Annotated in this window: 17 protein-coding genes; 5 read left to right on the forward strand and 12 right to left on the reverse strand. The window is 53.8% G+C overall.

Annotated features, from left to right (window positions below; all coding sequences use genetic code 11):
- Window positions 1-89: 89 nt before the first annotated feature.
- From CLH62_RS01860 to CLH62_RS01870, 4 genes are all read right to left on the reverse strand, one after another.
- Window positions 90-1625, reverse strand: a complete 1536-nt coding sequence (locus CLH62_RS01860) for an XrtA system polysaccharide chain length determinant (RefSeq protein ID WP_099616451.1) — start codon at window positions 1623-1625, stop codon at window positions 90-92.
- Window positions 1626-1675: 50 nt separating this feature from the next.
- Window positions 1676-2320 (reverse strand): XrtA/PEP-CTERM system exopolysaccharide export protein, encoded by a 645-nt coding sequence (locus tag CLH62_RS01865; RefSeq protein WP_099616452.1) that lies wholly within the window; start codon window positions 2318-2320, stop codon window positions 1676-1678.
- A gap of 61 nt (window positions 2321-2381) precedes the next feature.
- A complete protein-coding gene (locus CLH62_RS21500) occupies window positions 2382-2588 on the reverse strand; it encodes a sugar transferase (protein ID WP_322868516.1) in 207 nt (68 codons plus the stop codon).
- The gene (locus tag CLH62_RS01870) at window positions 2546-3793 is read right to left on the reverse strand and encodes a TIGR03013 family XrtA/PEP-CTERM system glycosyltransferase (RefSeq protein ID WP_265734797.1); all 1248 of its coding nucleotides are present in this window, start codon (window positions 3791-3793) and stop codon (window positions 2546-2548) included. The genes CLH62_RS21500 and CLH62_RS01870 overlap by 43 nt, the downstream gene beginning before the upstream one ends.
- Before the next feature lie 329 nt (window positions 3794-4122).
- On the opposite strand from CLH62_RS01870, the gene CLH62_RS21310 reads away from it, so the two are divergent.
- The gene (locus CLH62_RS21310) at window positions 4123-4905 is read left to right on the forward strand and encodes a PEP-CTERM sorting domain-containing protein (protein ID WP_228152747.1); all 783 of its coding nucleotides are present in this window, start codon (window positions 4123-4125) and stop codon (window positions 4903-4905) included.
- A gap of 114 nt (window positions 4906-5019) precedes the next feature.
- Here the strand turns inward: CLH62_RS21310 and prpD are convergent, their stop codons facing one another.
- The gene (gene prpD / locus CLH62_RS01880; RefSeq protein ID WP_099616453.1) at window positions 5020-6504 is read right to left on the reverse strand and encodes a 2-methylcitrate dehydratase; all 1485 of its coding nucleotides are present in this window, start codon (window positions 6502-6504) and stop codon (window positions 5020-5022) included.
- A 569-nt stretch (window positions 6505-7073) separates the two neighbouring features.
- Here prpD and CLH62_RS01885 point away from each other — a divergent pair.
- Both CLH62_RS01885 and CLH62_RS01890 read left to right on the forward strand, forming a co-directional pair.
- On the forward strand, window positions 7074-8696 hold the full coding sequence (locus CLH62_RS01885; RefSeq protein WP_099616454.1) for an FAD-binding oxidoreductase: 1623 nt from the start codon (window positions 7074-7076) through the stop codon (window positions 8694-8696).
- Between the two features lie 118 nt (window positions 8697-8814).
- Window positions 8815-9654, forward strand: a complete 840-nt coding sequence (locus tag CLH62_RS01890) for a PEP-CTERM/exosortase system-associated acyltransferase (RefSeq protein WP_099616455.1) — start codon at window positions 8815-8817, stop codon at window positions 9652-9654.
- A gap of 139 nt (window positions 9655-9793) precedes the next feature.
- Here the strand turns inward: CLH62_RS01890 and CLH62_RS01895 are convergent, their stop codons facing one another.
- On the reverse strand, window positions 9794-10603 hold the full coding sequence (locus tag CLH62_RS01895) for a THxN family PEP-CTERM protein (protein ID WP_099616456.1): 810 nt from the start codon (window positions 10601-10603) through the stop codon (window positions 9794-9796).
- Window positions 10604-11181: 578 nt separating this feature from the next.
- Between CLH62_RS01895 and CLH62_RS01900 the strand changes: the two genes are divergently transcribed.
- Entirely contained in the window at window positions 11182-11817 is a 636-nt protein-coding gene (locus CLH62_RS01900) for a PEP-CTERM sorting domain-containing protein (protein ID WP_099616457.1), read from the forward strand.
- 106 nt (window positions 11818-11923) lie between these two features.
- Complete coding sequence (locus tag CLH62_RS01905) at window positions 11924-13426, forward strand: PA14 domain-containing protein (RefSeq protein ID WP_099616458.1); 1503 nt, start codon at window positions 11924-11926, stop codon at window positions 13424-13426.
- 30 nt (window positions 13427-13456) lie between these two features.
- Here CLH62_RS01905 and prpF read toward each other — a convergent pair whose 3' ends face one another.
- The 6 genes from prpF to CLH62_RS01935 form a co-directional block, all read right to left on the reverse strand.
- Entirely contained in the window at window positions 13457-14635 is a 1179-nt protein-coding gene (prpF, locus tag CLH62_RS01910; protein ID WP_099616459.1) for a 2-methylaconitate cis-trans isomerase PrpF, read from the reverse strand.
- Window positions 14632-17244 (reverse strand): Fe/S-dependent 2-methylisocitrate dehydratase AcnD, encoded by a 2613-nt coding sequence (gene acnD, locus CLH62_RS01915; RefSeq protein WP_099616460.1) that lies wholly within the window; start codon window positions 17242-17244, stop codon window positions 14632-14634. Before acnD ends, prpF begins: the two co-directional genes overlap by 4 nt.
- A gap of 120 nt (window positions 17245-17364) precedes the next feature.
- The gene (gene prpC / locus CLH62_RS01920; RefSeq protein ID WP_099616461.1) at window positions 17365-18495 is read right to left on the reverse strand and encodes a bifunctional 2-methylcitrate synthase/citrate synthase; all 1131 of its coding nucleotides are present in this window, start codon (window positions 18493-18495) and stop codon (window positions 17365-17367) included.
- 126 nt (window positions 18496-18621) lie between these two features.
- Entirely contained in the window at window positions 18622-19509 is an 888-nt protein-coding gene (prpB, locus tag CLH62_RS01925; RefSeq protein ID WP_099616462.1) for a methylisocitrate lyase, read from the reverse strand.
- 61 nt (window positions 19510-19570) lie between these two features.
- Window positions 19571-20251 (reverse strand): GntR family transcriptional regulator, encoded by a 681-nt coding sequence (locus tag CLH62_RS01930; protein WP_099616463.1) that lies wholly within the window; start codon window positions 20249-20251, stop codon window positions 19571-19573.
- 106 nt (window positions 20252-20357) lie between these two features.
- Entirely contained in the window at window positions 20358-21530 is a 1173-nt protein-coding gene (locus tag CLH62_RS01935; protein ID WP_099616464.1) for an AI-2E family transporter, read from the reverse strand.
- Between the last annotated feature and the right edge of the window lie 45 nt (window positions 21531-21575).

Consider the following 21575-nt stretch of genomic DNA (forward strand, 5'->3'; position numbering starts at 1 on the left):
TTTACCGGTCTCAGCTTCTTCCCTTTCGGATCGATTCCCTTTTCTGACATTATCGGGGACTTCATCCCTATTCTCCGTGGGTCCGGCCATCAGATAACCCCCAGTAATTCTGATACAGCGACGGCTACATAGGTGATCGACACCAATACAGCAGCAATGACTATTATTATCGTAATTCGTCGCTCACGACGTTTTTCGAAGGGCGTACGTACTCTTGGTAATTCACCCAGTACCGGTAATCCGATGGTTTCTTCAAGTTGTTCCCGGGCACGGACTCTCGGATCGACTTGAACATAGCCAACCGCGGCACCAAACGGTGCAAGGATTCCCAGCAGCAGTCCTGCTGCTGCGAACATAGGGAACTGGGGGCCAGATGGCGATCTGGGGTACTGAGCCGCTTCACTGATCTCGTAATTCAATCCCTGGCCTTCGATATCAAGATGCATGGACAATCGGGCCATTTCCCTGCGCTTCAGCAGATCGTCGTAGATCTCTTTGTTAACCTCCATGTCGCGGGTTAATTCCGAGTATTCTGCCTTGTTCGCCTGGATACGTTCCATCCGCTGCTCTTGAGCAGCCATTAATCGTGTCAGTCCATTAATTCGCGTCTCAATCGTTTGGATATCTGCGCGAGTGGTAACCAATTCCCCCCGGAGGTCTTGATAGAGGGGATTCACAAGGGTCTCTCCCCCCACAAGCCGGCTATCGTTGTCACGTGTTCCACGGGCCTCAGCAGCATCCCGCTGATTTCGGAGTTCAGCAAGCTGTTCTTTGATCGTTACAATATCAGGGTAGCTATCGAGGTATTGAAGGCGGAGATCATCCAGCCTTGCCTCAAGAGACTGGATTCGTCGCTCAAAGGCATCGGGGGTGCGCCCGCCCTGACTCAGGGTTGGACTAACCGTCTCAATCTGCTCCTGTAACGACTCGGCCCTGCTTTCCAGTTCGGACTTATCCATTTTGGCAAGCTCGAGTTGGCCACGTAGATTAGCCATCCGCGCATTCGCTTCGTCTTCTGTTCCGTCTACATTTTCCGAAAGAAATTCTTTTAGTTTTGATTCAACCAGAGCTATCTGCCCCTCGTAGCTTTTCACCTGCTTGTCAATGAATTCGTAAGCATTGCGACTCTCTGCACGTTTCTTTCGTATATTTTCCTCTATAAAAAGCTGCCCTAGCTTCTGCGCAACCCGAAACGCCTCAAGGGGCGATCCTGAGCTATAACTGATTGAAAAATATTTATCTCCCCGTGGTGATACACCCGTGTTCTCCCGAAGCGAGGCTATCCTGGCCTCTAGTTCTTCACCGGAGAGGTTCTCAGCGGAATCGCCGAAGATATTTTTGTCAGTCGCAGCCCTTTCAACCACGCTTCTTCGCCACAATGTTTCCTGTATCGTCGACAGGCGCTCCTCTATATTGCTGGTTACTGCACTGCCTTCCATCAATGGGCGAATGATATTGCTGTCATCGGCATAAATAACAACTCGTGATTCGTATTTATACGGCCAGACAAAGCCCGCTCCAAGGACGGTAAAGCTCACGATTAAAAAAATGAAGAAGGCCAGGCCTTTTCGCGACCGGACTTCCCGAATCACCTCTGATGGGATTTGAGCTAGCGGTAATGCCATAAAACGTTCCTGCCTTCCTGGCTGTCACACTTTGTTATGCTGATATTAGCTTAGAAACTGCGTTCAGGTACCGCAAGGATATCTCCTGGGCGCATTCTGTAGTTTGTTTTCACATCACCTTTTGCCAAGATATCGTCCAGACGCACGGGAATCGCTACGATTTCGCCATTCATCGGGCGATACAGCATGGAATTATTTAGTGCGGCGAATTGGGTCGCGCCACCGGCACTCAGCAGCATGTCGAGAACCGTCATGCCGTCCCGATAGGGAACTGAAATCGGCTGTGCTACGGCACCCGTAACCCGAACCCGGTCCCTGAATTCGTTACTACCCATGGATGTAACAATAACGCTAACCTGGGGCTCGCGGATGTAGGCGGAAAGCTCCCCTTCAATGTTCTCGGCAAGGGTCTCCGGTGAATTCCCTGCTGCTCTGACGTCTCCAATGATAGGCACAGAAATCATTCCATCCGGCCTGACGGGGACAGAAATACTAAGGTCCTGGTTACGCCAGACCGTCACAGATACAACATCGGTCACGCCCAGTATGTAAGGGGTGTTTGCACCACCGGGGTCAGAGCTCAATGCTTTTTGTACTCTCTCAGGGGATGAGGCAGGCGTAGAAGCACAACCAGTAATCACAATTGCAACTATTCCAGCCAGCAGAATCAAAAGTTTTCGAGCAAGCAGTGTCATCGTATTTCCTTAATATAAGTCCATGATGTTAAAACAGTTCCGAGAGGTGTAGCCGTCGGAACTACCTTGATCCTTTCTTGAACAATACCACTTCTACTGTCTGAATTATAATCAATAAGTCCAGCATAAGGCTTTGATTCTTGATGTAGTAAAGATCGTATCTGAGCTTTTCTCGCGTGTCTTCCTCGTTATCCGCATAGGCAAAGCATAGTTGCGCCCAGCCGGTCAGACCCGGTTTAACGCGGTGACGTTCCTTATAGAGCGGGATTTTTTTGTGAGCTCTTTCACAAAAACAGGCCGCTCTGGCCTCGGCCCAACGAACGACATTGTTCCGTTGACAATATTGAAAATCTGAGGCAACTCGTCAATTCGCACCTTTCGGATGAAAGCTCCAATTTTCGTTACCCGGGCATCATTTTTAGTCGCCCAGACCGCACCGTTTTTCTCGGCATCAGTGATCATCGATCGGAACTTGTAAACCTTGAACGTTCTACCATTCAGGCCCACGCGCTCCTGACTATAGAGGACTGGAGCCGAGATCCCATCTTCTGCCTTTATCGCCAATGCGGTTAAAAGCATCAATGGCAACGAGAGCAGGAACAAAGTTAAAGCGGCAACAAGATCCAGAGACCGCTTTGCAATGCCGGAAACGGAGGAGACGTTAAAACCATCTGAAAATACCAGCCATCCCGGCGTACTCATCTCCAGAGCAACTTTCCGGGATTCCCGCTCATAAAAGCTTGCTCCGTCAACAATCTTTACACCCTCCATTTTGCATTCCAGCAAATCTTCCATCGGCAGGCCTTTCCGCCTGTCATCAACCGCAACAACTATCTCTGCGATCGGGTTTTTGAGAATGAACTGATGAAGTGAAGTAGGCAGGTCCAGAAGGTGCTCTGATTTTACTTCAACCGGCGCATCCGGCAACGGGACAAACCCAACAAGATTAAAGCCCTTTTTGTTGAAGGGCGTTGTCAGATCTTCAAAAAGCTGTCGGGCGCGGCGGCCAGCCCCGAGTACCAGCACTTTTCGCCGGAAAGTGTCTTTCCCGACCAGGGCAAAAAATACAGAACGCCCGAATCCCAGCATGAAAACACTGAATACCGCTGCGGAGGTCAAAACACTCTGATCCCCGAGATACCAGAGCCAGTCACCGACAAGAAAGTATAAGAAGCCACACACCGGCAAAACGATGATCACAGCCATGATGGTCCGCAACATCATGCTGGACATACCTTCTTCAACCTTAGCCTGGTGAACTCCAAGGGCGATCATGACTAACAGGCTCAACGTAGCAAAAACGATACAGGAAGGAAGAATGAAAGCAATGCTGGACCAGAACAGCTCAGAATCACCGAAAAATCGAAAAAAAACAGAGAGAGCAAATGAGAGGGCCACGAGGATCCAATCAATAAGCCCCAGGACTATAAAGGGTAGATGAAGATAATGTTTGAACAGCCTGACGTGGGCCAAATCAACTCCTTGTGGTGCTCGCGGGCGAACAATTCCGTGCTTCCCGGCATCGGACACAAACTCGGATTCGATTCTACGTTAATTACGATGAAGTTCAATCTGCTTGTAAAGCCATGATTTGTAAAATGGTGTTAAATGAGGAATCGAACTTGAGCAAACACCCGAAAAGCTGTCGAACTTTTTTACACATGTCTCATTTCTGTGACAGCCGGTAGTTTCTAGATCGCTGTATTTATACTTTTTATATGTCTTGGCATGGTAATCGCTTGAGACAAATAGTGGCCATCTTTTTCGGCTGTAATCAGATAGATAAAAAGGAAGTATGACCCATGAAATTATTGACGAGAAGTCTGCTATGTACCGTAATAGCAAGCGTGTCTGTACCGGCTAGCGCAGTTCTGATTACAAAGGACGTTGCCTACGGATCAGCAAATGCCGCGGCAGCTGAACAAGCATTCAGGGACGGGACTTCGTATAGAATAACAGAAACTTTCAACGGCATAGCTCCGAATGCCATTCAGGATCCAGACAATGATGGCTACGAGTCATTCGTTGTAGGCAATCAGCAGAGAAGTTGGGTTTTAGCATCCTCATCATTCAATACCTCTGTGGGCACGTTTCAGCTAACGCAGGCAGAAACTTCACCGAACAGTGACGACGTCCAGATTGGCGATCTGATGATTGAAGACAAGAAAACTGGAGAGTTCGGTCGAGAATTTGCTGGCAACTGGTTGGATAGCAATGACGCGGCCACGGTCACATGGAGTGTAATGGACGGCGCTGCGGGAAATCGAAACGCCCTCGGCTTCTATCTGTCAGATTCGAATGATATCAATGCATCTCTCAAATTGGAGTTCGCTGACGGTACCGTTTCAGATGAAATCCAAATAACCTCCCCGCTAGCAGACAACAATCTGGCATACGTGACTATTTTTTCTGATGTATTCTTCACTAGCGCTATGTTGACGTTCAACAATGGCACAGGCACCAACGATGGTTGGGGGCTGGACAATGTTGCGGTCGCTAAAGTCCCAGAGCCCGGAACACTTGCTCTCTTGGGGCTCGGTTTAGCTGCGATGGGAATTAGTCGACGCCGTAAGCTTGAAGCCTGATTTGCGTTAAGTCTGGCAAAAAGCCCTGATAGACTAATCCGGGCGCAGGTTGATGACAACGCCCCCGACCTCACGGCGGGGGCTTTGTATTTGGGACGATGTCTTGTCCCGGAGTCAGATTACAAAAAGGCTGACAAACTCATGCACTGAGGTGACTTCCAGCACCTTCTGGTCCTTGCAGAGCTGATAGATCTGATCGCAGCGCTGGTCAGGGAAACGGGTTGCGAGGTTGTTGTGGAATTTGTCTTCTAATAAAGGGATCCCCTCTTTCCTGCGGCGACGATGCCCAATGGGGTACTCAACCCCAACTTTGTCCGTGCTGCTGCCATCCTTGAATAATACCTGAATGGAATTGGCGATAGATCGCTTGTCCTCTTCCAGATACTCACGGGTATACCTTTCGTCTTCCACCACTTCCATTTTTTCCCGAAGCCGATCGATAACCGGATTGGCTTCGTGGAAACTGTCTTCATAGTGCTCGGCAGTCAGGTTGCCAAAAATGAGCGGGACCGCCGCCATGTACTGCAAGCAGTGGTCCCTGTCTGCGGCGTTGGCAAGCTTGCCCTGTTTGGAGATGATGCGAATGGCGGATTCATGGGTGGTGATAACAATCCGGTCGATCTCGTCAATACGGTCTTTAACCTGGGGATGCAGGGTTACCGCTGCTTCCGCCGCTGTCTGGGCATGGAACTCCGCCGGAAAGGAGATCTTGAACAGAATGTTCTCCATTACGTAAGAGCCAAATGCCTGGGGTAAAGAAAACTGACGCTTATCCTCGGGCTTTAGCCTCTGGTCTTTGTTGGTTTTGCTGAACAGAACGTCATAGAAGCCCCATTGGGGGGCTGTCAATGCACTCGGAATACCCATCTCTCCTCGCATGGCGATATCAGCCAATCGCACGGCACGGGACGTAGCATCCCCTGCTGCCCAGGACTTGCGGGAGCCTGCATTGGGCGCGTGGCGGTAGGTTCGCAGTGACTGGCCATCCACCCAGGCGTGGGACAGAGCCGACAGCAGCTGCTCCCGGTTAGCGCCCATCAGTTTTGCGGTGACAGCTGTGGATGCCACTTTGACCAGCACCACATGATCCAGCCCCACCCGATTGAAGGAGTTTTCGAGCGCCAGCACACCCTGGATTTCGTGGGCCATAATCATGGCTTCAAGTACATCCTTCATGATCAGCGGCGCTTTGCCTTCCGCCACCCTTTTCTGGGAAAGGTGGTCAGCGACCGCAAGAATACCCCCCAGGTTGTCGGACGGATGCCCCCACTCGGCAGCGAGCCATGTGTCGTTGTAGTCCAGCCAGCGGATGATGCAGCCAATATCCCAGGCGGCTTTAACCGGATCCAGCCGGAAGGAGGTTCCGGGAACGCGGGCGCCATGGGGCACTACCGTGCCCTCAACAATTGGCCCCAGGTGTTTTGTGCATTCGGGGAATCGAAGGGCCAGCAAGCCGCAGCCCAACGTGTCCATCAGACAGTTGCGGGCGGTGTTCCAGGCCTCCTTGCTTTTTATCCGGTAGCCGAGCGTGTAATCAGCGATGGTCTGTATTAGGTCATCGTAATCTGGGCGTTCGTTGAGGTCGAATGTTGCGGACATGGCAACGGCTCCTTCGATTTTGGTGTCTGCTCACCACAGACTAGCTCACCCTGCACCGAGACCCCAAGATCCACGGGCGAAAGCACCTTTTACTTATGGAAAGTGGAAAAAAGCACATTATTTGATTCTAAATACAATCTCCAACAACATACGTAAATTAAACTGACAGCAACAGAGTCGGAAGTTGTAACATTTTATTTACACACTCTCAGAATTTCCTGTTAACTTTGTATATGTGTTAACTTTATATACCCTTTAAAGATAACTAACTTACTTTTCCGAACATCTCCATTTACCCCTACAAATCAATTAGTTACATTTTTCAAAATGTAGAAAAAAATATTAGTTAAATTATTTTAATGAACAACCCCCATCGTATTTCTCTAATCTCATTTTAACTGTTTGTTTGTACTTCAGTTATTTAAAATCAATCGTTTTCAAAGCCGTAATGGTACAACATGGTTATGCCGGTCTTATCTCGCCTATACTCTTCGCGCTAAAGATGAACACGCCGTCAGTAAACTTTAACGACATATTCATTAAGTCTTCGATTAACCGTGGAAACGCCAGTGAATAGCACCGCCACCGAATCTGCAATTGCCGAATGGGCCACGATTCTGGGTGAATCCGGAGTCGTGTCATCTAGTGCAGCAAAATTTGGCGCCTCCACAATAGGAGCGAAGCGCTCTATTCCCGCTGTACTCCGCCCAGAGAACCAGGATCAGGTTGCGGCGGTTCTCGAGATTGCGCAACGGTGGAACGTCGCCGTGTACCCAGTGAGCACTGGTAATAACTGGGGCTACGGAAGTGCCAACCCGGTTGAAGACGGCTGCGTCATCCTCGATCTGAGCGGGCTTGACCGGATTTCCGGTTTCGATCCCGAAATGGGCGTTGTCACTGTTGAGCCCGGTGTAACCCAAGGTGCCCTGAGGGACTTCCTCGATCGCCATGATGGCGATTACCTCGTTCCGGTGACCGGCGCAGGGCCCACATGCAGCATTCTTGGAAATGCCCTTGAGCGGGGTTACGGCATCACGCCGATTACTGATCATTTTGCGGCGGTTACAAAAATCGAAGCAATCCTGCCCGACGGCACTCTTTACCGCACGCCGCTCAGCGAACTTGGCGGCGCCGAAGTAGATGGGCTTTTCAAATGGGGCCTCGGACCTTATATCGACGGGCTTTTCAGCCAGGGGAATTTCGGGGTGGTTGTGAATTTGACCATCGCCCTTGCGCCGGCGCCAGAAACCGTGACTGCCTTTTTCTTTTCCACTAAAGACGACGCCAAACTGGAAGCGCTGGTGCCCACCGTCAGGGCTGTGTTGCGAGCACTTGGCGGTTCAGTTGTGGCGATTAACCTGCTCAACAGTCAACGCATGCTCTCGATGATGACGCCCTTCCCTGAAAACATGGCCGTTGACGGCGTTCTACCTGCAAACGAAGTTGAAAACCTCGCCAACCGTCATGGCGTTCCTGCCTGGAGCGGGGTTGGCGCGATTTACGCGTCAAAGGAGGTAGCCCGAGCGGCCCGGCGCACACTAAAGCGGCTTCTCGGCCCAGTGACCGACCGGCTCATCTTTATCAACCGACGAAAAGTTGACCTGGTGCGAACCGTTGCCCGTGTGCTGCCCGGCAGGCTTGCAACAAGGGTTAAGGGCATGGCGGATACGCTCTCTGGCGCGCTGGAAATCATGCATGGTACCCCCAACGATGTCGCGTTGGCTCTGGCTTATTGGCGCTCAGGTACCCTGCCCGAACCCGGGCAACCCAAAAACCCCGCAAGGGATGGCTGTGGGCTCATATGGTTCGCGCCGCTGGTCCCCATACGGGGAAAAGACGTTCGCCGCTATATCAATATGATTGAACGAATTTGCCCGCAGTACGGTATCAACCCGCTGATTACATTGACGACAGTAAATGATCGCTGCTTCGACTCTACCGTTCCCCTGCTGTTTGATCGCAGGGACGCGGAGGCGACAGCGCGGGCAAACGACTGTTATCGCGCACTTTACAATGAGGGGCAAAAAGAGGGCTTCCTGCCCTACCGCCTCAACATTGACGCGATGGACACCCTGAATACCGGTGGCTCTGCTTTCTCCAGACTTGCCAGTCAACTGAAAGCGGCAGTCGACCCAAATTTTATCCTGGCGCCCGGACGTTACGTGCCCAGGATCAAGCGTTCCGAGGTCTGATGAGCTGTCACCTCGATGCACCGGTAGTACGCCATCAAATGGAGTTAAGACGGCGCTTTTTCTCACTGCGACTATCGCTACAACAGCTCCCTGAACGGGGAAGAATGAGGGCCTAAAAATGAACACAGGGTTTGCACTTCGGCATAAAACAGAAACCACGAATATCCAACAAACTCACGAAGACGTCAGTACCATTTTCAACTCGGTATTTAATGTTGAATTGGCGACATCTCCAGAGGCGATTAACGAGGTCTTTGAAGTTCGGTACCAGGTTTACTGCATCGACCGACCTTTCGAGGACCCCAATTGCTTCGCCGATAAACGCGAGCACGATGTGTACGACCCGCGATCCGCCCACGCTCTGATCCGGCACCGACTAACGGGGGACAGCGTTGCAACCGTTCGTCTGGTGATGGCGGGCGATAACTTGGAACAGGCCGATTTTCCCATGGAAGCCCCCTGTATCCACCGGATGGACCAACGCGCACAGGACGCATTTGCAGGCGCACGCCGCGAGCAGATCGCAGAAATTTCCCGGATGGCGGTCAGCCGGGAGTTTCGGCGGCGTCTCAATGAGGACGAATCGGACGCTGGCATCAGCGATTTCGTCTGCTACAGTGATTCGGAAAACGGCAAGCGCGCCATGCCATATATCAGCCTCGGGCTTTTCGCCGGTATTCTCCAGATGTCGATCAGACATGGCATAACCCACTGGATGGCGGTCATGGAGCCAGCACAGCTGCGCCTGTTAAAGCGATTTGGTGTGGAATTTGATCATGTGGGACCGGTGCTGGAATATCACGGCCGCCGCCGTCCTGCCTTTACCGAGGCGGCGTCACTGATTGACGGCATCAAGAAGCGCCGTCCGGATGTCTGGTCGCTGATTACTGACGATGGGCGATACTTGCCGGCGAAGCCGGATACCGATTATAAGGCAAGCGAGCAAAAGGTTGCCTGACCCCACCAGCGCCTGAGCGATTCTGAATCTCCCTCAGTGCTTTCGGCTTAGGGAAAATTCCAGAATGAAAAAGCCCCCGCTTCTCAGCGGGGGCTTTTTTTACCAACACTATCATCTAAGCATTATAACTGTTCAGAGTTTATGCCTTTGCTGCTTTCTTCCTGCGTGACAGGCCCAGGCCGGCGAGGCCAAGACCTAGCAAAGCCAAGGTACCTGGCTCAGGTACAGCGGTGATTTTAAACCGGGTATCGAAGTTGGTCGCACCGCCCTCTTGGGTCACAAGACCAACACAATCGTCTGAAGCACCCGCTGCATTACAGACGTCGCTACCCAGGCGGGACAGGCCCTCCAATTCAAGGAATACCGTATAGCTGTAATCATCAATGATGAACGACGGTGAAACGAACAGGAAAATTCCACCATCTTCCTGGAAATTCAGAGCGTCGATGTTATCAATGGTGAAAATGTCAGCGCATGCGGGATTAGATGGCACAACAACACACGGTGCACTATTCAGCGTTTCATTGAAGAAACCCTCGAAGGTACGGGAGTCCGTAAACTCGTTATCGCCAGTTGGAGCAACCTGGGTCAGCGTCAAAGTCGAGGTCAGGTCGAAGCTGGCCAACGCAACACCTGCGACAGGGAGGTCATTGTTAGTGTGGGTGAATACCCCACCATCTACGAAATCCCCATTGGTCATAAGGCCACTGTCAGCAGCAACATCAGTTATCGCAACAGATGACTGTGGATCGCTGAGGCCCCATGACAGTTTACGGTTTTCATCGGAAGGTGTGATGACGCCCGTTCCGCCAGTGGCACTATAGTCAGTGAACGAGCTGTTCACCTCATAGCCCCAGTTGGTAATCATTTCAGCGCTGGCAGATTGCACACCCAGCGCAAAAGGCACGACAAGCGTTGATAGAAGCGTTCTTTTAAGTGCAGTGTTCATAGTTATCTCTCCTTGATTGTGAACGCTGGCAGCCAAACTTCAATAAAGCGCATCAGCGGTATAGTTTAGTAAGCATTAGCCATACCACATAACAAAAGTTATTATCTTTCAATATGTTAAATTTTAATACTAGCTGTTTTAGAAAGGCAGGTGTAAGCGTGCTCGACATTTATTGATTATTAATGAATCGCCTAAACATCCATGTATCTTTAGGCGATGTATCAAAATGCCATTTATAAAAACAAAAACAATTTAACACGTCGTTTTATAGTTAATTTTGGATTAAAAGTGAACTCAAACGGAAGAGTGGTCTAAAGATGCGTAAAATATGCTGACACAAAGAATACTAACCGGCTTAATCACATGTGAATGACCCGTTTAAGACCTGCCAGTCTCGAAAAATGGCGGCCAAAAAACGGTTTGAGAGTTTCAATAATATATGTCGATTTTTCTTACACAATAGTGATGTCGACTGCAACAATTCCGGCTATCTAATTGTTTTGTATGTTTAGTCTATCACAGGCACCAATCTTGCTTTTACGATAATCGGACATTCATTCGGAAGTTGGAGTTGCCTCATGAGAAAGATTAAACAATTGGTGGCTGGCACAGCGCTCACGATGTTTGCGGGTGTCGCATCAGCGACGATTATTATCGATAACAGCACGACGGGCTGGTACAACCAGGGCTTGGGAGACTTGGCAGTTACCTACGGCCCTGGCTCCACCTCTTTTCCGGGACCAAACGTCAGCGAGGGAGACCCCAATGTCAATCCTCTTCCAGAGCCGGATCTTTCCCTGACCCCAAACCTTGGAAACTGGCTTGCTGGTGACTTCACGGTGGGCACCTGGAGCGGCCCGAATACAGCTATTCCGGCAAGCTGGACTATCAATCATGAAACTGCGATTGGCTATGAGTTCGTGCTTGAGGAAGCAGCCAACATTTCTGTTGATATCGGGGTAGACAACGGTATCTTTGCCTGGATTAACGGTGTTTTTAAATTTGGTGCCATGGCCGGTGGACCTTCCAATCCTGGCGAGTACTCCTTTGGCACTGTACTCGGGGCGGGAACCCACTATCTTCAGCTTCTGCGTGAGGATCATGGCGGCAGCACCGGGTTCGACATCGAGGTAACAGCAGTCCCTGAGCCAGCCACACTTGGGCTGCTTGGACTTGGCCTGCTGGGCATAGGTATGACCAGACGAAAAAGCTGAGCCAGCCCAGCATGAGGGTGCCGCCAGGCACCCTCACCCAACCTTCCATAAGCACATGGGCACTTCTGCTCATGATGGCTTTGGTGGCTGACCAGGGAGATTCACATTGCCACGACATATTTTATTTATTCTGCACTGCTCGGCTTTTCTCTTAGCAGTCTGCCAGACCTCGCAGGCACAGGATCTCAAAAAACTACCGTCAACCGCCTCACTGCCAGAATCGAGTGTGCCGGGTGAAGTCCGGATTTACTATTGGGACGATATCACCGGGGATTCGATCGAGGCTTTGACAGCAAACGAGACCTATCCCGAAAGCCCCGACCTCACAAAGACAGTGACTGAACTTCAGGGTGTTACAAGTCGAGGCGATAACTACGGCTCTCTGGTCAGAGGCTACATCCTTCCCCCTGCGACAGGCCTGTATACCTTTTATGTAAGCGGCGACGATGAGACCGAATTTTGGCTAAGCTCCTCCTACGATGCCTCACAGAAGAGCAAAATTGCCGCAGTTCCAGACTGGACCAGGTCGCTGAACTACAGCAAATACAGTTCGCAAAGGTCGCCTGCGATTGAACTTTCAGCGGACAAAGGATATTACTTCGAAATTGTCCACAAGGAAGCGGGTGGAGGGGATCACTTCAGCGTGGCGTGGGATGGCCCGGGATTTAGCCGTGAAATTATCTCCGGACAAAACATTGCCAGCTATATTGTGGACAGCACGTCAGCACCAAACGTTGATGGCGGTTTAACATCAGATGTGGCTTACACCAACGGGTTTGTAGGACAGTACTTTCAGGGAAGAGATTTTGATCGGTTTCTCGCCGCCCGCAACGACCAAACGATTTATTTCCAGTCCAGTTCGGGATCTTTCGCAGACGGGCAACTCAAAGATAATTTCAGTGCCAGATGGTATGGCGAGTTTACCGCTCCTCATCCCGATGGAGGCAGGAACTATACGTTCAGGGTTCGTACTGACGACGGATTCAGGCTTTACGTCGACGGCGAGAAAAATCTCTCCGCATGGCGGGATCAGGGGGCCAGTGCCTATACAACAACCGTTACGTTTCAGCCTCAGCAGAGCGTAAACCTCATGATGGAATATTATGAGCATGGAGGCGCTGCCGTCGCTCAGCTTTCAATCATCGACGACTCGACAGGAGCAGAGCTGAAGATCGGCGAGGTGGTAAGGTCCCCTGATCTCAGCGTGCCTTCAGACACGGATTCTGATGGGGATGGCCTATCTGACACTTGGGAACTCCGCAATGGCCTCTCGCCCTGGTTAGATGACGCATCCGAGATCAATAACAACCGCTACACCAGTGTACCCACAACCCCGGAACCCGACACCGGCACTGTAACCCTGAGCTGGACCGCACCATTGACCCGTGTTAATGGCAGCTCAATTTCTCTCAGTGAAATCCAGAGGTATGAAATTGTTTACGGCGATTCGCCAAGTGACCTCAGCAACACAGTTGTGGTTGGTGGAGCCCAAACCAGTGCTGAGATTTCGGGGTTAAGCTCCACAACCTGGTATTTTTCAATGAAGACTGTCGACACAGATGGCCTGAAAAGTGAGAGCTCGAAGGTGTTGAGTCACACCGTCGAGTAACTCAGGCAATCCCCGGTCCTGGGAGCTCCGCTAGAACGAATCCCCGGGCACCCTCACCCAACCTTCCATAAGCACACGGGCACTTCTGCTCATAATGGCTTTGGTGGCTGACCACTGACACTTTACTTCCTGTGCTTCAGCACCCACCCGCAGCGTTCCTGAGGGATGGCCAAAGGTCACATGAGTCCGGTCACCTCCACCGGCAGCCAGATTCACGAGAGTTCCGGGAACCGCTGAGGCAGTTGCGATAGCCACCGCAGCGGTGCCCATCATGGCGTGATGCAGTTTGCCCATGGACAGTGCCCGGACCAACACATCCACATCCCCTGCCCCGATCTGTTTTCCGCTTGAGGACACGTAATCAGAGGGTTTGGCGACAAAGGCCACTTTCGGGGTGTGCTGGCGGTTGGCGGCTTCTTCGATTTTCTGAATCAGCCCCATTTTTACCGCTCCGTAGGCCCGTATGGTTTCGAACATGGCCAATGCTTTGGGATCGGAGTTGATGTCGTCCTGGAGTTCGATGCCCTTGTACCCGATGTCTTCGGCGTTGACGAAGATGGTGGGGATGCCGGCGTTGATCATGGTGGCTTTCAGGGTTCCGACTCCGGGAACATCCAGATCATCCACCAGGTTGCCGGTGGGGAACATGGAACCTTCGCCATCGGCGGGATCCATGAATTCCACCTGCACTTCCGCCGCCGGGAAAGTCACACCATCCAGCTCGAAATCGCCGGTTTCCTGCACTTCGCCCCTGGTGATGGGCACGTGGGCGACGATGGTTTTGCGGATGTTGGCCTGCCAGATGCGGACCGTGCAGGTGCCATCGTCAGGGATTCGGTCCTTGGCGACGAAGCCACTTTTGATGGCGAACGCACCCACGGCAGCAGTGAGGTTGCCGCAGTTACCGCTCCAGTCCACAAACGGCTTGTCGATGGAGACCTGGCCGAACAGGTAGTCGACATCGTGATCCGGCTGGGTGGGCTCCGCCAGGATGACGGTTTTGCTGGTGCTGGAGGTGGCACCACCCATGCCGTCGATCTGTTTCTGGTAGGGGTCCGGGCTGCCGATGACACGCAAGAGCAGCTTGTCCCGGGCCTCGCCTGGGGTTTGTGCTGCTTCCGGGAGATCCTGCAGGCGAAAGAAGACGCCTTTTGAGGTACCGCCACGCATGTAGGTGGCGGGGATTTTAATTTGGGGTTTGTGTGTCATGCCGCACCTTCCGATTGCAGGAAATCCTCAGCAAATCGCTGCAACACCCCACCGGCGCTGTAGATAGACACTTCTTCTGCGGTATCCAGGCGGCACATCACCGGAACACGCTCGGTGCTACCGTTTTTGCGGTGGATGACCAGCGTCAGTTCGGCTCGGGGCGCCGGGGTGCCTTCTACGTCGTAGGTTTCGGTGCCGTCGAGGGCGAGGGTCTTGCGGGTGGTGCCTTCTTCAAACTGCAGGGGCATCACGCCCATACCAATCAGGTTGGTACGGTGAATCCGCTCAAATCCTTCCGCCACGATTGCCTCGACACCAGCCAGAGCAACGCCTTTGGCGGCCCAGTCACGGGATGAGCCCTGGCCGTAGTCGGCGCCGGCGATGATGATCAGCGGCTGTTTGCGCTCCATGTAGGTTTCTATGGCCTCCCACATGCGGGTGACCTTGCCTTCCGGTTCGATCCGGGCCAGGGAGCCCTGCTTCACGTTGCCGTTTTCGTCCCGGACCATTTCGTTGAACAGTTTCGGGTTGGCGAAGGTGGCACGCTGGGCAGTCAGGTGATCACCACGGTGGGTGGCGTAGGAGTTAAAGTCTTCCTCCGGCACGCCCATCTTGTGCAGGTATTCACCAGAGGCACTGTTCATCAGGATGGCGTTGGATGGCGACAGGTGATCCGTGGTGATGTTGTCCGGCAATATCGCCAGCGGACGCATACCCTTGAGGGCTTTCTCACCCACCATGCCACCTTCCCAGTACGGCGGGCGGCGGATATAAGTGCTCTTCGGGCGCCAGTCATACAGCGGGTTGGTGTTGGCCTGGGCATCCCGGGTGATGTCGAACATCGGGATGTAGGTGCTGCGGAACTGTTCCGGCTTCACGCTGGCTTTCACAATGGCATCGATTTCCGCATCATCTGGCCAGATGTCCTTCAGGGTGACGGGGTTGCCGTCCTTGTCATAGCCCAGGGCATCTTTCTCGATGTCGAAGCGGATGGTGCCGGCGATAGCATAGGCCACTACCAGCGGCGGTGACGCCAGGAACGCCTGCTTGGCGTAGGGGTGAATCCGGCCATCAAAGTTCCGGTTACCGGACAGCACCGCAGTGGAATACAGATCCCGGTCGATGATTTCCTTCTGGATAACCGGGTCCAGCGCACCACTCATGCCGTTACAGGTGGTGCAGGCGAAGGCCACAACACCAAAGCCGAGGTTTTCCAGTTCTGGCATCAGCTTGGCTTCTTCCAGGTACATCTTGACCGTCTTGGAACCCGGCGCCAGGGAGGTTTTTACCCAGGACTTACGGGTCAGACCCAGCTTGTTGGCGTTGCGGGCGATAAGGCCTGCGGCGACCATGTTCCGGGGGTTGCTGGTGTTGGTACAGCTGGTGATGGCAGCGATGATGACGGCGCCATCTGGCATTTTGCCTTCTTCCTGCGTCCACTCACCGGCAATGCCGCGCTCTGCAAGCTCGGATGTGGGCAGGTGGGCGTGGGGGTTCGAAGGGCCAGCCAGGGTGCGGGTAACCTTGGACAGGTCAAACTTCAGCACACGCTCGTATTCGGCGTTTTTCATGCTGTCTGCCCACAGGCCGGTTTCCTTGGCGAACTTCTCCACCAGGGCCACCTGGTCGTCTTCGCGACCGGTCAGTTTCAGGTAGTCGATGGTCTGACCGTCGATGTAGAACATGGCGGCAGTCGCGCCGTATTCCGGGGTCATGTTGGAAATGGTGGCACGGTCGCCCACGGTGAGGCTGTCGGCGCCTTCTCCATAGAATTCCAGGTAAGCACCCACCACGCGTTCTTTGCGAAGGAATTCGGTAATAGCCAGTACCATGTCTGTGCTGGTGATGCCGGGCTGAATTTTACCTGTCAGCTCAACGCCGACGATATCCGGCAGCCGCATCATCGAGGCACGGCCGAGCATCACGCTTTCGGCTTCCAGGCCGCCTACGCCAACTGAAATGACGCCCAGGGCGTCCACCATCGGGGTGTGGCTGTCGGTGCCGACGCAGGTGTCCGGGTAGGCCACGCGCTTTCCTTCCCCATCCGGCCGAGCCTGGACCACCGGAGACATTTTCTCCAGGTTGATCTGGTGCATGATGCCGTTGCCGGGAGGAATCACGTCCACGTTCTTGAACGCGGTCTTGGTCCAGTTGATGAAGTGGAAGCGGTCGTCGTTGCGGCGGTCTTCGATCTGGCGGTTCTTCTCAAACGCGTCCTTTTCGAAACCAGCGTGCTCAACGGCCAGGGAGTGATCCACGATCAGCTGGGTGGGTACAACCGGATTGACCTTGGCGGGATCACCGCCCTTCTCGGCGATGGCATCACGCAGGCCCGCCAGATCCACCAGAGCGGTCTGGCCGAGGATGTCGTGGCACACCACACGCGCCGGGTACCAGGGGAAGTCCAGGTCCCTCTTGCGCTCGATGAGCTGCTTCAGGGAATCCGTCAGCACCTCGGGATCGCAGCGGCGAACCAGTTGTTCGGCCAGGATTTTGGAGGTGTACGGGAGTTTGTCGTAGGCGCCGGCCTGAATATCTTCCACGGCCTGGCGGGTATCGAAGTAGTCCAGGTCGGTGCCTGGTAGGGGTTTGCGATATTGAGTGTTCATATTGGGATCTCTGAATGCTTTTTCTAGCCACGGACGACACGGACACACACGGACAAAGACAAACAGGTCTTCAAATCTTTTGGTCCGTGAAAGTCCGTGTCGTCCGTGGCAATAATTTCATTAGGGGCGTTCGTCGATCGGCACCCACTTCGCATCTGCCGGGCCGGTGTAATCGGCGCTTGGGCGGATGATGCGGTTGTTTTCGCGCTGCTCTTTCACGTGGGCGGTCCAGCCGGAGACGCGGGACATCACGAAGATGGGGGTGAACAGCTCGGTCGGGATGCCCATGAAGTGATAGGCGGAGGCGTGGAAGAAATCGGCGTTGCAGAACAGCTTCTTCTCGCGCCACATGACGGCTTCGCAGCGCTCGGAAACCGGATACAGAACGGTATCGCCCACTTCGTCCGCCAGCTTTTTGGACCACTGCTTGATAATGGCGTTGCGCGGGTCGGAATCCTTGTAGATCGCGTGACCGAAGCCCATGATCTTTTCCTTGCGCTCGAGCATGCCCATCAGGCCTGCTTCGGCTTCGTCCGGGGTCTGGAACTTCTGGATCAGCGCCATGGCGGCTTCGTTGGCACCACCGTGCAGCGGGCCGCGCAGTGTGCCGATGGCGCCGGTTACGCAGCTGTGGATATCGGAGAGCGTTGAAGCGCAAACCCGGGCGGTAAAGGTGGAGGCGTTGAATTCGTGCTCGGCGTAGAGAATCAGCGACACGTTCATTACGCGCTCGTGCAGTTCGCTGGGTTTCTTGCCGTGGAGCAGCTCCAGGAAGTGACCTCCGATGGAATCGACGTCACTGTCGGTCTCGATGCGAATGCCTTCGTGGGCGAAGCGGTACCAGTAAGTGATGATCGACGGGAACACCGCCAGCATACGGTCGATCTTGTCGTCCTGCTCGCTGAAGTCCTGCTCGGTTTCCAGGTTACCCAGCATGGAACAGCCAGTACGCATCACATCCATCGGGTGCGCGTCTTTGGGGATCTGCTCCAGTACGGTTTTCAGGGCAGCCGGCAGGCCACGGAGGCTCTGGAGCTTTTTGGTGTAGGCATCCAGCTCCTGGCGGTTTGGCAATTTGCCGCGAAGCAGCAGGTAAGCAATTTCCTCGAACTGGGCTTTTTCAGCCAGATCGGCGATGTCGTAGCCGCGGTAAGTCAGGCCGGCACCGCTTTTGCCAACGGTACACAGTGCGGTTTCGCCAGCTACCTGGCCTCGAAGGCCTGCGCCGCTCAGTTTTTTTGCTTCAGCCATTGTTGTCTCCCATCTTTATCTTGTTTGGGGTGTCGGATTACGGCTTCGCCTAATCCGACCTACACATAATTAATGCCGGAATCTTTGTAGGTTGGATTAGCCGAAGGCGTAATCCAACAGACCTCATTAGCCTTTGCTCTGCTGGAACAACTGATCCAGCTTCTGCTCGAAGTCGTGGTAGTTCAGGAAATCATACAGTTCCATCCGGGTCTGCATCAGGTCAACCACGTCTTTCTGGTCGCCCTTCTCCAGGATGTTCTGGTAAACAGTCAGGGCGGCCTTGTTCATGGCGCGGAAGGCGCTGAGCGGGTATAGCACCATGTCGGCGCCGGCTTCGGCCAGCTCTTTGCGGTTATACAGCGGCGTGGCACCGAATTCGGTGATGTTGGCCAGAATGGGCACATCCAGGGCTTCAGAGAAAGCCTTGTAGTGTTCCAGCTCGGTAACCGCTTCGGCAAAGATGCCGTCTGCGCCGGCTTCGATGCAGGCTTTGGCGCGCTCAATGGCGGCTTCCAGGCCTTCTTTCTGGAAGGCATCGGTACGGGCCATGATGAAGAAGTCTTTGTCTTCACGGGCATCAACCGCGGCTTTGATCCGGTCTACCATTTCTTCCTGGGAGACGATTTCCTTGTTCGGGCGGTGGCCGCAACGTTTCTGGGCGACTTGGTCTTCAATATGGACCGCTGCCGCGCCGGCACGTTCCATTTCGCGAATGGTTCGACCGATGTTGAAAGCGCCACCCCAGCCGGTGTCGATGTCGACCAGCAGAGGTACGTCAGTGGCTGCGGTGATGCGGCGAACATCCTCAACCACGTCGTTCATGGTAGTCATGCCCAGATCCGGCAGGCCGTAGGAGGCGTTGGCTACGCCGCCACCGGAGAGGTAGATCGCCTGGTGACCGACTTTTTCGGCCATCATGGCGGCGTAGGCGTTGACGGTTCCTACGATCTGCAGGGGCTGGTTTTCTTTCAGGGCCTTGCGGAAGCGGGCGCCTGGGCTGAGTTTTTTGGACATGGTGTTGGCCTCTCTTCGTTATTCGTAAAGTTGTGCATGAAGTTGGGGTCAGACCCCTTTTTCAGATCGTCAGTTCGCCTTCTTCAATCTTTTTCTCGATGTTCAGGCGGGCGGCGTTTATGTGTCTTTTCATCAGGAATTCGGCGAGTTCACCATCGCGCTGGGCAATGGCTTCGACGATACGGCGGTGTTCACCCAGCGCCCGATGGGGGCGCCCGGTGGAGGTGCTTAACCGGTAACGGTACATCCGCACCATGTAGTAAAGGTCGCCCAGTAGCATCTGGGCCAGCTTGGTGTTGCGGCTGCCGGTGGCGATCCGGTGGTGGAAGTCATAATCTCCTTCGGCCTGATAATAGGCCTGGCCCTGGGCTTCATCGATCATTCGCTCGTGATTGTCGAGGGTAGCCTGAAGGTCGGCAATCTCCTGGTCTGTCATACGCTCGGCGGCCTGTCGTGCTGCCAGGCCTTCCATCACTTCCCGGATGCGGTAGAGTTCCATCAGTTCCGAGGCGCTCACGGAAACCACCTTTACCCCGGCGTGGGGGCGGCGTACCAGTAAGCCGCGGGATTCGAGTCGGCCAAGGGCCTCCCTCAGGGGGCCGCGGGTGAGATTAAAACGGGAGCAGAGTTCCACTTCGCCGATTTTCTCGCCTGGGATGAGATCGCCTTTCACGATCGCCGTTTGCAGACAATCAAAGGCTTCATCGGCGCGAGTATAGGATTGAATGATGGCTTCGGACATATTTTTGTCAACAATAGTGACTGGAATGATCCGAAATTTACGCCAGCGACATACTATTGTCAACAATCCATCGAACAAAGATTGCTCAATTGTTGACATGGAAACCTCACTTGCCCAGCAACTCCCCTACCGCTCTCAGATTGCTGACGTGGTCGCACAGGGTCTTGATGATCATCAGCACGGGTGTCGCAATGATGAGCCCCACCGGGCCCCAGAGCCAACCCCAGAACAACAGGCCAAGGAAGATGGCCACTTCGTTAAGGCTGGAGACACGGCTGGTGAGCATGGGGAGTAACAGGTTCCCCTGGATGCTGGTGACCACAAGCGAGGCACCGGCGACGATGACGGCCATATCGATGGAGCCAAATTGAATGAAGGCGGCCACTCCGGAACCCGCCATGACCAGAAACGGCCCCAGATACGGCGCGACACTTGCCACACCCGCCACTACGCCCCAGAAAACAGCCTGCTCCATTCCCAGTAAAAAAAACGCCAGCCAGGTGAAAAACCCCACAAACACAGCGCCCAGCAACATCACAAACAGGAAGCGCCGCACCTGACTATGGAACTCGTTCATGATCCGCGCAGCCTTGCGCATGCTATGGAATGCCGGCCCCGACAATCTGACGACTTTTCGCTTGTAGAGCCTGCCCGCCGCAAGCATGAAAAAAACCAGTAACAGTGCGGAAAAAGCCTGGGATATCAGTACCAGTATCGTCGAAGACTCCTGCATCAGGTATTGCCAGACTTTGAAAGGCTTGTCCACCACCCTGACCCGCATCACTTCGGGCTGCTCCGCCGCCTCTGCCTCTTCATCCCCCGCACTCTCCTCGATTTTCTTGGCCACGTCCTGGGCCTTTTCCATGACGCTCTCTTCCTTAGGCGCGGAGCGCGATTCGCTGCGCTGGAACCGCTCAATGGCGAGGGGCGCCTTGTCCAGTATGGCCATGGTTTCCCGCTTCAGGGGGATACTCGCACCGACCACGGCAGCCACCACAATGGTCAACACCAGTGCGGCACTAAGGGTGCGAGGAATCCGAAATTTTTCCAACCCGGACACCAGTGGATCCAGGGCGTAACTGATGAGAATGGCCACCACCAGAGGCAACAAGACCGCTTGGGCCCAGGAGATAAAATACAGTCCCGCGACGCAGGTGAGAACAATCAGCGAGGTACTGCGAACATCCACCATTGGAAGCAGGCTTCGTTCAAACTGGTCGCCATCCTCCCCTGGCTCGCCGGACCCTTCGCCTTTTCGGTTTTCTTCCTGTTTTTCCATGGCTATGCCCTTTATTGCTCCGGCGGCGGCTTGTATTGGTCCAGC

The organism is Marinobacter guineae, from assembly GCF_002744735.1.
GTDB classification, from domain to species: Bacteria; Pseudomonadota; Gammaproteobacteria; order Pseudomonadales; family Oleiphilaceae; genus Marinobacter; species Marinobacter guineae.

Coding starts and splice junctions, on each gene's coding strand:
- CLH62_RS01860 (WP_099616451.1), bottom strand. CDS start 1,625: ATGGCATTACCGCTAGCTCAAATCCCATCAGAGGTGATTCGGGAAGTC.
- CLH62_RS01865 (WP_099616452.1), bottom strand. CDS start 2,320: ATGACACTGCTTGCTCGAAAACTTTTGATTCTGCTGGCTGGAATAGTT.
- CLH62_RS21310 (WP_228152747.1), top strand. CDS start 4,123: ATGAAATTATTGACGAGAAGTCTGCTATGTACCGTAATAGCAAGCGTG.
- prpD (WP_099616453.1), bottom strand. CDS start 6,504: ATGTCCGCAACATTCGACCTCAACGAACGCCCAGATTACGATGACCTA.
- CLH62_RS01890 (WP_099616455.1), top strand. CDS start 8,815: ATGAACACAGGGTTTGCACTTCGGCATAAAACAGAAACCACGAATATC.
- CLH62_RS01895 (WP_099616456.1), bottom strand. CDS start 10,603: ATGAACACTGCACTTAAAAGAACGCTTCTATCAACGCTTGTCGTGCCT.
- CLH62_RS01900 (WP_099616457.1), top strand. CDS start 11,182: ATGAGAAAGATTAAACAATTGGTGGCTGGCACAGCGCTCACGATGTTT.
- prpF (WP_099616459.1), bottom strand. CDS start 14,635: ATGACACACAAACCCCAAATTAAAATCCCCGCCACCTACATGCGTGGC.
- acnD (WP_099616460.1), bottom strand. CDS start 17,244: ATGAACACTCAATATCGCAAACCCCTACCAGGCACCGACCTGGACTAC.
- prpC (WP_099616461.1), bottom strand. CDS start 18,495: ATGGCTGAAGCAAAAAAACTGAGCGGCGCAGGCCTTCGAGGCCAGGTA.
- prpB (WP_099616462.1), bottom strand. CDS start 19,509: ATGTCCAAAAAACTCAGCCCAGGCGCCCGCTTCCGCAAGGCCCTGAAA.
- CLH62_RS01930 (WP_099616463.1), bottom strand. CDS start 20,251: ATGTCCGAAGCCATCATTCAATCCTATACTCGCGCCGATGAAGCCTTT.
- CLH62_RS01935 (WP_099616464.1), bottom strand. CDS start 21,530: ATGGAAAAACAGGAAGAAAACCGAAAAGGCGAAGGGTCCGGCGAGCCA.